Annotated in this window: 14 protein-coding genes; all 14 read left to right on the forward strand. The window is 36.7% G+C overall.

Going from position 1 to position 13,332, the window contains the following annotated elements; all coding sequences use genetic code 11:
• The 14 genes from yfmH to A6B45_RS02940 all read left to right on the forward strand — a co-directional run bounded on the left by yfmH (position 1) and on the right by A6B45_RS02940 (position 13,332).
• Positions 1 to 1,272: an EF-P 5-aminopentanol modification-associated protein YfmH gene (gene yfmH / locus A6B45_RS02875; RefSeq protein WP_072613259.1), complete on the forward strand. Its 1,272-nt coding sequence runs from the start codon at positions 1 to 3 to the stop codon at positions 1,270 to 1,272.
• 14 nt (positions 1,273 to 1,286) lie between these two features.
• Positions 1,287 to 2,162, forward strand: coding sequence for a helix-turn-helix domain-containing protein (locus A6B45_RS02880; protein ID WP_072613260.1), 876 nt, complete (start codon positions 1,287 to 1,289; stop codon positions 2,160 to 2,162).
• Between the two features lie 10 nt (positions 2,163 to 2,172).
• Positions 2,173 to 2,754 (forward strand): CDP-diacylglycerol--glycerol-3-phosphate 3-phosphatidyltransferase, encoded by a 582-nt coding sequence (gene pgsA / locus A6B45_RS02885; protein ID WP_072613261.1) that lies wholly within the window; start codon positions 2,173 to 2,175, stop codon positions 2,752 to 2,754.
• Between the two features lie 139 nt (positions 2,755 to 2,893).
• Positions 2,894 to 4,051, forward strand: coding sequence for a recombinase RecA (gene recA, locus A6B45_RS02890; RefSeq protein WP_072613262.1), 1,158 nt, complete (start codon positions 2,894 to 2,896; stop codon positions 4,049 to 4,051).
• Between the two features lie 82 nt (positions 4,052 to 4,133).
• On the forward strand, positions 4,134 to 4,826 hold the full coding sequence (locus A6B45_RS02895) for a response regulator transcription factor (RefSeq protein ID WP_072613263.1): 693 nt from the start codon (positions 4,134 to 4,136) through the stop codon (positions 4,824 to 4,826).
• Between the two features lie 250 nt (positions 4,827 to 5,076).
• Positions 5,077 to 5,991 (forward strand): phosphate ABC transporter substrate-binding protein, encoded by a 915-nt coding sequence (locus tag A6B45_RS02900; protein WP_072613264.1) that lies wholly within the window; start codon positions 5,077 to 5,079, stop codon positions 5,989 to 5,991.
• 81 nt (positions 5,992 to 6,072) lie between these two features.
• Complete coding sequence (locus tag A6B45_RS02905) at positions 6,073 to 7,413, forward strand: sensor histidine kinase (RefSeq protein ID WP_072613265.1); 1,341 nt, start codon at positions 6,073 to 6,075, stop codon at positions 7,411 to 7,413.
• A 163-nt stretch (positions 7,414 to 7,576) separates the two neighbouring features.
• On the forward strand, positions 7,577 to 8,458 hold the full coding sequence (locus A6B45_RS02910; protein WP_072613266.1) for a phosphate ABC transporter substrate-binding protein PstS family protein: 882 nt from the start codon (positions 7,577 to 7,579) through the stop codon (positions 8,456 to 8,458).
• Between the two features lie 52 nt (positions 8,459 to 8,510).
• Complete coding sequence (pstC, locus tag A6B45_RS02915; RefSeq protein WP_072613267.1) at positions 8,511 to 9,434, forward strand: phosphate ABC transporter permease subunit PstC; 924 nt, start codon at positions 8,511 to 8,513, stop codon at positions 9,432 to 9,434.
• A complete protein-coding gene (gene pstA / locus A6B45_RS02920; RefSeq protein ID WP_072613268.1) occupies positions 9,434 to 10,318 on the forward strand; it encodes a phosphate ABC transporter permease PstA in 885 nt (294 codons plus the stop codon). The genes pstC and pstA overlap by 1 nt, the downstream gene beginning before the upstream one ends.
• Positions 10,319 to 10,325: 7 nt before the next feature.
• Positions 10,326 to 11,168 carry a phosphate ABC transporter ATP-binding protein PstB gene (pstB, locus tag A6B45_RS02925; RefSeq protein WP_072614464.1) on the forward strand — a complete coding sequence of 281 codons (843 nt, stop codon included), beginning with the start codon at positions 10,326 to 10,328 and terminating at the stop codon, positions 11,166 to 11,168.
• Positions 11,165 to 11,935: a phosphate ABC transporter ATP-binding protein PstB gene (gene pstB, locus A6B45_RS02930; protein WP_072613269.1), complete on the forward strand. Its 771-nt coding sequence runs from the start codon at positions 11,165 to 11,167 to the stop codon at positions 11,933 to 11,935. The genes pstB (A6B45_RS02925) and pstB (A6B45_RS02930) overlap by 4 nt, the downstream gene beginning before the upstream one ends.
• Positions 11,936 to 11,992: 57 nt before the next feature.
• The gene (gene phoU / locus A6B45_RS02935) at positions 11,993 to 12,667 is read left to right on the forward strand and encodes a phosphate signaling complex protein PhoU (protein WP_072613270.1); all 675 of its coding nucleotides are present in this window, start codon (positions 11,993 to 11,995) and stop codon (positions 12,665 to 12,667) included.
• Between the two features lie 308 nt (positions 12,668 to 12,975).
• Entirely contained in the window at positions 12,976 to 13,332 is a 357-nt protein-coding gene (locus tag A6B45_RS02940; protein ID WP_072613271.1) for a phage holin family protein, read from the forward strand.

The raw sequence follows: 13,332 nt of genomic DNA on the forward strand, positions 1-13,332 counted from the left end.
ATGAAAACAAAACATTATCTAAAGTTAAAAGAAGATGTGATTACAGAAACGTTAGATAATGGTCTATCAATAGTGATGGTTCCGAAGTTTAATTACCATAAAACTTTTGCTGTGTTAACAACGGCTTATGGTGCGTTAGAGCAAAAATTTGTTATCGATGATGAACAACCAATTCAAATTCCCGCTGGAACAGCACATTTTCTGGAACACAAGCTATTTGAAAAAGAAAATGAAGATGCATTCGCAAGATTTGGCGAATTGGGGGCTGATGCTAATGCATTTACCAATGCTTATCAAACAAGTTATCTGTTTTCAACTACTCAAAACTTAATACCTGCCTTAACGCATTTACTAGACTTTGTTCAAACGCCTTATTTTTCAAAGCAAACAGTAGAAAAAGAACAGGGAATTATTGGGCAAGAAATACAAATGTATGATGATGACCCTAATTGGGCACTCTATATGGGATTATTGAACACATTATATCCAGACTCGTCAATTGCTAAAGATATCGCTGGGACACGTGAAACGATTGCAACCATCACACCTGAACTACTGTATGCTATTCATTCTGCATTTTATCAACCTACACAGCTGACACTACACATTGTGGGGCATTTTAATCCTGAAGAAATATTAGCAGTTGTTAAAGAGAATCAATTCAAAAAAGATTTACGTTCTAAGAAGTTAACCCGTTTCCCAGAAAAAGTTTTACCAGCAAAAGAACGGCAGTCGGAACGCTACTTTAATGTTTCACGCCCTAAAGTTGCATTTGGTATCCGGCTTGATCAGAACCAAGTCGTTGGTACAGAGGCAACCAAACGTATTTTAATCGCTGATATTTTGGATGATCTATTGTTTGGCGAACAAACGGATTGGTATCAGAATTTATATAGTCATGGTATTATTGATACAGAATTTGACACATCGTTTGATATTATAAAACATTATCAGTATGTGAGCTTTTTTGCGGAAACGGACGATTATGACGTTCTGACACAAGAAATTCAAAATCAAATTAATAATTATCAAAATGTTTTAGAAAATCAACAAAATGCGTTTGAGTCACTACGAAGAGCTACAGTTGGTGAGGGAATTCAGAAATTGAATTCCTTAGAAAATATGGCTTTGCAAGGTGATGATGTCTTGTTTGGAACTAATCTTTTTGATAAGATAGAGTTGTTACAAGATTTAACATTTGATGACATTCTTGTAACAGCGGATAAAATATATCGAAATGCTACGTTGCAACGATTTGTGTTGCATAAGTAGTCTTGTGGGCTATTATGAATGAAACTTTAACAAATCAAATAGGTGAACAACTGAAGGCTGCTCGCTTAGAAAAACAATTATCATTGGATGATATCCAAGAAATTACAAAAATTCAACGCCGGTATTTATTAGCTATTGAGGAAAACAATCTTAGCGTGTTACCTGGTGATTTTTACGTCCGTGCTTTTATTCGGCAATATGCATTAGCTGTTGGGTTACATCCTGATGAGTTATTAGGAGAAACAAAACCAATTTCTATGTCTCGAACTAGCGATCTGAGCCGGGCACACAGGGATAATGATGGTATTGTTCGTGCTGGGATAGACAACACCCCAACAGCAAGATCACGGTTGGCAAATTCTATCCCAACAATTGGTTTGGGGCTATTGATTCTTGTGGCTTTAATAGTTATTTGGTTTGTATTGACACATATAGGGACCAATTCTCAACAGACATCTAACGGCGGTAATATCTCTGTTTCTACTTCTGAGGTTTCCAAATCTTCTAGTAAATCATCAGCATCGAAGTCATCTGCTTCTAGTTCAAGTGAGGAATCTTCGAAACTTGATTTAGGTACACCAGAAACAGATACAAGTTTGCAGACGACAATCTATAATTTGTCTAATGAAAATACTAAAAAACATACAGTTGTTATAACAGCGAAAAACACAGGTACTTCAGTTAAGGTCAATGATGCTAGTAGTAACATTTTGCTAAATGAAACATTGGCTAGTGGCAGTAAAACAGTAGAAATTCCAGCGGGAACAACGGCATTTAATCTACAATTTTCTAATGTTAATAATGCTTCAGTTACAGTTGATGGACAAGATGTCGAAATAAGTGGTGCAACAACATCATTTTGGAATGTGCTTTTTAATCTCAATAAATAAAGGATGTATCATGAATTTACCTAATAAACTAACTGTTTTCAGAATTATTTTAATTCCTGTATTTATTTTATTGCTGACAGTACCATATGCTTGGTCTAATATCAGCTTTTTAGGAGTAAACATGCCTGTTAATTGGTTGATTGCCGCTGTTGTCTTTGCAATAGCTTCTGCAACTGATTTCTTGGACGGTCAAATAGCTCGTAGTCAGCATTTAGTTACCAATTTTGGAAAGTTTGCGGATCCTTTGGCTGATAAACTTTTGGTTATGACAGCGTTGATTTTCTTAACGAGCTTCAATGTTGTTCCAGCTTGGATGACTGCGGTTATTGTTATTCGAGAGTTGGCTGTTACAGGTTTACGTACGCTAATTGTTGAAAACAATGGCAAGGTTTTGGCAGCACAGATGCCAGGAAAGATAAAAACATTTTCACAAATGTTTGCTATTTTCTTCTTGTATATTCGCAACGCGCCATTTTCCATTATTAATTTTCCTATTGGGAATGTCTTATTGTGGGTTGCAGTTATCTTTACAATTTATTCCGGTATCGATTATTTTTGGCAAAATAGAAATGTCTTTTCTGATGGGATGTAAGGAACTAAAAGCGCTTTTAGCGCTTTTTTCGTATAATCAAGAAGAAAGCAAACGAAAACGAACAAATGTTCGAAAAATACTTGCTTTTGACTCGCGAAAAAGGTACACTAATCAAGTAAGATAAAAGGAGTTAGCCGCAATGGTAGCAAAGAAAACGACTAAAAAAGACGATCAAGCAAAGAAAGATGGTCGTCGAGCCGCGCTAGATGAAGCGCTAAAGAAAATTGAAAAGAACTTTGGAAAAGGTTCAGTGATGACGTTAGGAGATAACGCGCTAACGCAGATCGAAACGATCCCTTCTGGTTCTGTTAAAATTGATGTTGCTTTGGGTGTGGGTGGCTATCCCAAGGGACGTATTATTGAAGTATACGGTCCAGAATCATCCGGTAAAACAACCATCGCACTTCATGCAGTTGCTGAAGTGCAAAAGCAAGGTGGAACGGCTGCCTATATTGATGCTGAAAATGCTTTGGATGTTAAATACGCTGAAGCCCTTGGCGTTAAAAAAGACGAATTACTCTTGTCACAACCGGATACAGGCGAACAGGGATTAGAAATTGCTGATGCTTTGGTACAATCAGGTGCTGTAGACATGATTGTTGTTGACTCAGTTGCTGCATTAGTACCTCGTGCAGAAATCGAAGGTGAAATGGGTGATGCGCACGTTGGATTGCAAGCTCGTTTGATGAGTCAAGCACTACGTAAGTTAGCGGGAACTTTAAACCGAACGGGAACAATTGCTATTTTCATCAATCAAATTCGTGAAAAAGTCGGCGTAATGTTTGGAAACCCAGAAACTACACCCGGTGGTCGTGCACTAAAGTTCTATTCGACAGTACGTTTAGAAGTTAGACGTTCAACGCAAATTAAAGACGGTACTGATGTCACCGGTAATTTGACAAAAGTTAAAATTGTTAAAAACAAGGTGGCTCCACCATTCAAAGTTGCTGAAGTCGATATTATGTATGGGCATGGGATTTCACAAACAGGTGAAATTCTCGATCTTGCTGTTGATCAAGATATTATCGATAAAGCAGGTGCATGGTACGCCTACGAAGGTGAGCGAATTGGTCAAGGGCGTGAGAAAGCCAAAGACTATTTAGATGATCCTGAGCATACTGCATTGCGACAAGAACTATATGTCAAGGTGCGTCAAGCGTATGGTATTGATTCTAATGCGAATGGTACTGCCGTTTCAAATACGGAAGCTCAGGCGGAAAAATCTGATGAACAAATTAATTTGCCAGATTTGGATACATCAGCAGATGATTCTTTAACAGATGAACCAATTGTATAAATTATGTAAATATTGAGAAAAACGTTAGGTCGTTTTTCTTTTTTTTGTTACAATGCAAGTATAGAAACGCATGGAGATAGACATGACTAAGATACTTGTTGTTGATGATGAAACGGCAATTGCAACGCTGCTGCAATATAATTTGCAACAAAATGGTTACGAAGTAACGGTTGCATTGGATGGTTTATCCGCTTACCAAAAGGCAAAAGAGCAACAATTCAATGCAATATTGTTGGATTTAATGTTACCAGAAATGGATGGCATGACTGTTTTAAAACAGTTACGTCAAGATAAAGTTAGCACGCCAATAATTTTGGTGACCGCAAAAGGGGATGAGTTTGACCGTGTGCTTGGCTTAGAATTAGGTGCGGATGACTATATCACTAAACCTTTCAGTCCCCGAGAAGTTGTAGCAAGACTAAAAGCAGTATTACGTCGTTCACAAGTTAGTACAGATGCCAACAAAACGGATGAAATGGTTATTTCTATACAAGATTTGCTCATCAATGATAGTAAAAAAACAGTGATGAAAGAAAATAGTGTTTTATCCTTAACGCCACGAGAATATGATTTGTTATTATATTTTGCACAGCGTTTGGGGCGTGTAATTGATCGTGAAACAATTTTGACAGCTGTGTGGGGATATGAATATACTGGCGAAAGCCGTATGGTAGATATGCATATCAGCAACTTACGTGATAAGATTGAGTCAAACCCAAAGACACCTAAAATATTGAAAACGGTTCGCGGATTTGGGTATACTATGACGAATTAGTGTATTTATAATATATATAGTCATGTTATGTGGCATTATTATGGTGAATGGCAAACTGTAGACATTGCGTCGAAAGTGAGCCATTTTTGTTTTGTAAATTATTCTTTACAATCATTTACAAGAATGCGACTGAATTGTGCGACGTTTCATAACATAGTTCTCGTAATATATAAGTTGTAAACAAGGAGCGGCGCCCAAGAGCCTCTACTACACCCTTGTTTCGTTACATATTTCTAAGGGAGAAATCTTCATGAACAAAAAGATTGTAGGAATTATTGGTGGTATAGTGGTCATTGCGGCCGGAATTGCTTTGTATACTTCCGCTAACAACAAGTCAAGTGATAGTAATACAAATACAAGCTCTTCTTCATCTTCTAAGGTTACTGGTAAAGTCTTATCGTTAGGTTCGACAGCTCTACAACCTCTAGCAGAGCAAGTTGCCAGTTCATTCCAAGATAAAAATCCTGGTGTAACTGTGACGGTGCAAGGTGGTGGATCAGGTGCCGGATTAAGTCAAGTATCTGACGGCTCGGCACAAATTGGTAATTCTGATGTCTTTGCCGAAGAAAAAGAAGGTGTAGATGCTAGTAAATTAGTAGATCATAAAGTTGCTGTTGTTGGTATTGCACCAGTTGTTAATAGTGATGTTCAAATCAGTAGCTTAACTAAAACACAGTTGCGAGATATTTTCACTGGTAAAATAACAAACTGGAAAGATGTAGGCGGAAAAGATGAAAAGATTGTTGTTATCAACCGTGCAACTGGTTCAGGAACAAGAGCTGTTTTTGAAAAAAATATTTTAGATGGTCAGAATGCTGTTCAAGCAACAGAACAAGATTCTAATGGAACTGTTCAAAAAATCGTTAAGACAACACCAGGGGCTATTTCTTACCTAGCATTTGCTTATCTTGATTCAGATGGTATTAAGGCTTTGAATTTAAGTGGTGTTCATCCTAATAAGGCAAACGTAGAAGATAACTCATGGCCAATTTGGGCTTATGAACACATGTATACTAAGGGTACACCCACAGGTGCAACTAAAGCATTCTTGAAATATTTCACAACTAAGGAAGTTCAAAAAACAATCGTTCCTAAGCTGGGATATATTGGCTTGACAGATATGAAAGTTACACGTGATTCAAGTGGTAAAGTTAGTGACAAGTAAATAGATAAAAACAAGCATACTGCTTGTTTTTTTATTGCCTTCTAATTTAATACATTGTTAAAACCATGTTAGAATAAACTTATGAAGAAAAAAATTGGAAAATTGATTAGCATATATAGTTTAAATATCTTACTATTATTTGCAGTAACACATGTAATTCATGTCACTCCAAAACAACTGTACATGCTCTTAGTAATTTTTTTTGTAGTAGCTAATCTTGAAATTTGGTCCTTAAACTTTTGGAAAAGTAAAGAAACGTCCGAGTTAACTATTATGAAACAGCGAATGTTGGCAACGACTACAGGTGAAACACCAAGAGGTGTACTAGCTGAACCAACATCACCTTACTATGACTTATTGGAAAAGTTCAATGAATTACAGACTTATGTACGTCATATGCAATATGATGCTAATCGCGAAATTAACAACTATCAAACTCTTTTAACAAGCTTACCAGTTGGTGTTATTAATGTTAATCGGAATCATATGGTAGATGTTTTTAATCAAACCGCTGCCGATTTTCTTGGTGTAGAAATGCCTGAAATACCAATTTTAGATAGTTTGGTTATTCGTCAATTTACCTTGTCTGAAATAATTAATCACACTTTTAATACTAAAAAGAGACAACAATCTATTTTGAACTTGATGGTTAATGGTGAAGCGCGGCAATATGATGTGAGTACACTATATCATCAATCTGGATCCAATTCAGAAGTTATGGTCATGTTGTATGATTTAACTGAAGTACTTAAAATTGAACGTATGCAGGCTGATTTTCTAGCAAACGCATCACATGAATTTAAAACACCTTTAACGGCAATAACGGGATTCGTTGAAACATTGCAAGGTGAGGCCGGCTCAGATAACGATACACGGCAACAATTTTTACAAATTGTAGCAAATGAAGCTAAACGTTTATCAGCATTGGTCAATGATATATTATCATTATCTCGTCTGCAACATAAAATAGACGAAAAAGTAACAGATGTTGAGGTTGCGAAAATTGTTGATCAACAGTTGAAAAAAATTGATACAAAAACTGTGACGGTTCATAATGAAATTGCTTCCGACTTTAGTGTATCAGGCGTCGCGAATGATATTAGTACAATCGTCCAAAATTTGCTAACAAACTCAGTGAAATATAATGTAATGAATGGCGATATTTGGGTAACAGTGCATAAAAACCAGCAGCAATGGCAAATAGATTTTAAAGATACTGGTATCGGTATACCATTCAATCAACAATCACGTATTTTTGAACGCTTTTATAGAGGTGATGAGTCTCGACAGCGAAAAATAGCTAGTGGCACTGGCTTGGGATTAGCTATTGTGAACGAAATTGTAAATAGACATAACGGTGAAATTAAAGTTAAATCACAGGTAGGTGTTGGGACAACTATTAGTGTTGTATTACCTTTATAAATCATTCGATGCATGTTACAGCGAAAAGCAAAGTAAAATTTTACTTTGCTTTTTTGTATTTTTAAACTTATTCTCTTTACACAATCTTTACATAAAAGCGTTTTGACATTTACATAAGTTTAAGATAATAAGTATGTAGTAGTAAATCTTGGGAGGCATTAACATGTCGAAATCATATCGCGGTCCAATCGTATTGACGATTGTAGCCGTGGCAGTTGCTGCAGCGCTTGGAACAGCGTATGCAATGCGTGATAAAAGCGCGTCAAATACGTCAATCACTGCAGTTGGTTCAACAGCTTTACAACCTTTAGTTGAAGCTGCTGGTGAGGAATATGCTAAAGACAATCTCGGAACTTTCATCAACGTTCAAGGTGGTGGAACAGGTACCGGATTAAGTCAAGTATCACAGGGGGCTGTTGATATAGGTAATTCTGATGTATTTGCTGAAGAAAAAGAAGGCATCGATGCTAAGAAATTAACGGATCATCAAGTTGCCGTTGTTGGTATTGCGCCACTATTAAACAAAAATAATGGTGTAAAAAATTTGACAACAAAACAATTAACAGCCGTTTTCACTGGTAAAGTAACAAACTGGAAAGAAGTTGGTGGTAACAATCAAAAAATTGTAATCATTAATCGTGCGGCCGGTTCTGGAACACGAGCAACTTTTGAAAAATGGGGACTGAAAGGTGCTCAAAGTATTGAAGCACAAGAACAGGATTCCTCAGGAATGGTTCGTTCAATTGTTGCAACTACGCCAGGTGCTATATCCTATGCAGCTTTTGGATATGTTGACGATACAGTGGTAGCTGCTAGTGTTGATGGTGTTAAGCCAACAAAGCAAAATGTTGTTTCTGGAAAATATGCCATTTGGTCGTATGAGCACGTGTATACTAAAGGCAAGCCAACAAAGCCAGTAGCTAAATTTTTAAAGTATTTAACTTCTAAAAAAATTCAATCGACTCTTGTACCAAAGTTAGGGTACATATCAATACATGACATGAAAATTAGTCGTGATGTGAATGGGCATTTGACTAAAAAATAAACATATTTCTTGTTCGAAATCAATATATTTCGGCACTCACCTTGGAGAAAAAATGGATAACATTACAAAAAAACTTATGCAACGATCCGAATCAACTCGTAAGGATACGTTTGGTCGTGCTGTTAGTTTGACAGCATTAACTCTGATTGGGATTGTGGTTGTTGCGATCTTTGCCTTTGTTTTAAGTCGAGGGCTATCGACCTTCTTTAAAGATGGTGTGAGTGTTAAGGACTTCTTACTTGGAACAACATGGAATCCTTCAGTAACTAATCCAGCAACAAAAATGCCATACGTTGGTGCATTACCAATGATTATTGGATCATTTTTGGTAACATTCTTGTCCGCAATAGTTGCGACACCGTTTGCTATTGGAACAGCCTTGTTTATGACAGAAATCGCTCAAAAACGTGGTGCAAAAATTATGCAACCAATTATTGAATTACTAGTTGGAATTCCATCGGTTGTATATGGCTTTATTGGTTTAACTGTAGTCGTTCCATTTATTCGAACGGTAACAGGTGGTTCAGGGTTTGGAATTCTTTCTGGAACAATTGTTCTGTTCGTTATGATTTTACCTACTATCACATCAATGACTGTTGATACTCTAAAGTCAGTTCCTCGTTACTATCGTGAATCTGCTTTGGCAATTGGTGCAACGCGTTGGCAGATGATTTATAAAGTTGTTTTAAGAGCAGCAACACCTGGAATTATGACAGCAATTGTGTTTGGAATGGCGCGTGCGTTTGGTGAAGCATTGGCTGTTCAAATGGTTATCGGTAATGCTGCTTTGATGCCAACAGGCTTAACAACACCAGCATCTACCTTGACATCTGTATTGACAATGGGCATTGGAAATACAGTTATGGGTTCACTGCAAAATGATGTGTTGTGGACCCTAGCAATGATTCTATTGCTTATGTCATTAGTGTTTAATTTGATTGTTCGTGCAATTGGACGTAGAGGAGCGATGAAATAATGAATGCAAAAACTGCTGATAAAATAGCTACTGGCGTTATTTACGCTATTTCAGGCATCGTCGCTTTAATCTTGTTTGCGATGCTGAGTTTTATTCTAGTACGTGGTGTGCCACATTTGTCTTGGCATTTCTTGACTTCACCAGCACGGGCTTTTGAAGCAGGTGGAGGTATTGGTATACAACTATTTAACTCATTTTATTTATTAATACTTGCAATGGTCATTAGTTTTCCAATAGCTTTAGGTGCTGCAATTTACCTTAACGAATATGCTCAAAAAAACCATTTTACAGCTATTGTACGTACGGCAATTGAGATATTGAGTTCATTACCATCTGTTGTTGTTGGTCTGTTTGGTTTCTTGCTCTTTGTTGTTCAGTTCAAATTAGGATTTTCTATTTTGTCTGGTGCTATTGCACTGACATTGTTTAATTTACCTTTGTTAACACGCTCAATTGAGACAAGTTTGGCGCAAATTCCTGATTTGCAACGTGAAGCCGGAGCAGCACTTGGCCTATCACGGTGGGAGACAGTATTACATGTTATTTTACCAGCAGCAGTACCTTCAATAGTAACTGGTGTTGTACTATCCGCTGGTCGAGTATTTGGTGAAGCCGCAGCTTTAATTTATACTGCCGGTCAATCGGCTCCAGCCTTGAATTTTTCGGATTGGAATCCTTTTAATATTTCAAGCCCATTGAACCCAATGCGTCCAGCCGAAACACTAGCTGTACATATTTGGAAAATTAATTCTGAAGGCATCATGCCTGATGTTAGTGCCGTGTCGGCAGGGGCTTCAGCTGTTTTGATTATTGTTGTGTTGCTATTCAACTTTAGCGCACGAAAATTAGGTATGAAGCTTTATAAGAAGTTAACGAGTGCGTGAGGCCATTATGATAAATTCAAATACAGATCTTAAACCAGCTAGTGAGTTCATTAGAGAAAATGCACCTGAACGGTTTATTTATAAAATGGATACCGAAAAACATGAAATTGCTCTGTCAACAAAAGATTTGCAAGTGTTTTATGGTGATAACCTTGCCTTGAGCGAAGGCGACCTGCAGTTTGAGCGTTATAAAATTACGAGCTTAGTTGGCGCTTCAGGATCCGGGAAATCAACATTTTTACGTTCATTAAACCGCATGAACGATGGCGTTGCTACTGTTAATGGAAACATTATGTATCGTGGAGTGGATATTAATACCAAAAAAATTGATGTTTATGAAATGCGCCGACATATTGGCATGGTATTTCAGCGACCCAATCCTTTTGCAAAATCAATTTATGATAATATTACTTTTGCTTTAACTAGTCGTGGAAATTACACTAAGGCGCAGTTAGATGAAGTTGTAGAAACAAGCCTCAAACAAGCTGCCTTATGGGATCAAGTGAAAGATGAACTGGATAAGTCGGCACTTGCATTATCTGGTGGACAAGCACAACGTCTTGTTATTGCACGTGCACTGGCGCTTAAACCAGATATCTTATTGCTCGATGAGCCTTCAAGTGCGTTGGATCCTATATCATCTGCACAGGTTGAAGATACATTACTTAAGTTAAAAGACAAGTACACAATTATTATTGTGACACATAATATGCAGCAAGCTGCTCGAATTAGTGATTATACAGCGTTCTTCCATATGGGGAAGATTATAGAATATGATTTAACACGAAAGATATTTACACGACCAAAAGTGGCGCTCACAAATGATTATATATCAGGTAATTTCGGATGACAGATAACAAACAAAAGACAATTTTATCAACCCGTGACGTGCACCTTTGGTATGGCAAAAAAGAGGCGCTTCATGGTATAGATTTAGACTTTCCAGAGAAGGGGATTACTGCCTTGATTGGTCCTTCTGGATCAGGAAAGTCAACATACTTACGTGCTATTAATCGTATGCACGATTTAGAAGATAATGTAACCGTCACTGGTTCATTTAACTTTAAGGGAACAGATATTTACGCACCAACAACTGATACAGTTGATTTGCGCAAGCGCATAGGAATGGTTTTCCAACAGCCTAACCCGTTTCCATTTTCAACATATGAAAACGTTGCTTTTGGATTGCGCCTTGCTGGTGTAAAAGATAAGGCAGTGTTGGATGAAGCAGTGGAGAAGGCCTTAAAACAAGCCTCTGTTTGGGATGAAGTGAAAGATAATTTACACAAATCGGCACTTGGATTATCTGGGGGTCAACAACAGCGAGTTTCCGTTGCACGTGTCTTAGCTACATCTCCAGAATTGCTATTGTTGGATGAACCGACTTCAGCGCTTGATCCAGTTTCTAGTCATAATATTGAAGAAACTTTGTTAAATCTTCGTGATGACTATGCAATGATTATTGTGACACACTCAATGTCGCAAGCTTCACGAATTTCTGATCGAACAGCATTTTTCTTGAGTGGTGATTTGGTTGAAGTGGATGATACAAAACATATTTTCTTGAATCCAGAAAAGCAAGAGACACAAGATTATGTTTCTGGTCGTTTTGGCTAATTTACACAATTTTGATATAGAACAGTTATAATATAATAAAATTAAGGAGGTTTCACTATGCGTCGATTATTTGATGAAGAATTAGCAGATTTAGATAGTTCATTCACAGAAATGGGCATGCTGGTTTCGCAAACTATTCAAAAAGCTGTGCAATCGTTTGTGGATCATGATCGTGAGGGTGCTCGTAAAATTTTAGAAAATGACCACCAAATTAATGAACGTGAGGCAGCAATTGAAAAAAAGACATTCGAAATGATTGCCTTGTATCAACCAGTGACAACTGATTTGCGTGAGATTGTTACTATTTTAAAGGCAGTATCCGTACTCGAACGTATGGGTGATCAAGCTCGTAACATTGCAAACTCGACAATACGTGTTAAAGGCACAAAACATATTGCCAATGTCGAACAAGAATTAGGTGAAATGGGTGAAATGGTTGCTGGTATGGTGTCAGAGGTCATGGATTATTACGTAAAAAATGATGCTCTTGGCGCCGAGGCTATTGCTGATAAAAACAGTATACTCACTCAAAGTGCTGCGAAAGTTCGAACAGATTCTGTCAATGGCATGAAAGAAGATGCTGAATTAGTTGATTCGGCTGCTGATTATCTTGTAATTGCTGGATACTTGAAGCGTATTGGTGATTATACGACAGATATTGCCGAGTGGATTGTATATAAAAGAACAGGAAAAATTATTGAATTAAATCCTGGGTATAATTTCTTTATATAATATAGACTTGTAATATATTAAAGAGCGAAACGTAGAAAAATACTACGTTTCGCTCTTTAAGTTTATAAAGAAGTATGAGTGATGAATTTATTTAATAGCAAATTATTAGTCAGAGTAATTATAAGTAAACACTAAAAAATTCGATGTAAATGTTTGATTAGTTAACGATGAAAATTAATACTATTTTGAACCGATACTTTTGAAGACATTTGACAAACTATCTACAATATTTGTTATAATGGAATTATTGAAAGCTTACTATATCAATATGGTAAACGTTTTCAAAAAAATATGTAATGGAGAATTTAATGCGATTTATTGTTCGTTTGGCAACAAATATGCTGACTTTTTTGATTTTATCAATGATCTTTCCATCAGGTTTTCGAGTAGACAACTGGATTGCGGCTTTGCTAGCAGCATTTGTATTATCAATTTTAAATGCTGTTATTAAACCTATTTTAACAATTTTGACGTTGCCATTAACAATTTTGACTTTTGGATTTTTTGCTATTGTTGTCAATGCCTTATTATTAGAATTTACTGCTGATATTGTGGGAGGATTTGAGTTTTCAAGTTTTGGCTGGGCAATGATTATTGCATTTATTATCTCTATTCTTAATACGTTTTTGACAAATGATTTGCATGTGCAAGTAGGAAGACATTAA

The sequence above is a fragment of the Leuconostoc suionicum genome (assembly GCF_001891125.1).
Lineage (GTDB): Bacteria > Bacillota > Bacilli > Lactobacillales > Lactobacillaceae > Leuconostoc > Leuconostoc suionicum.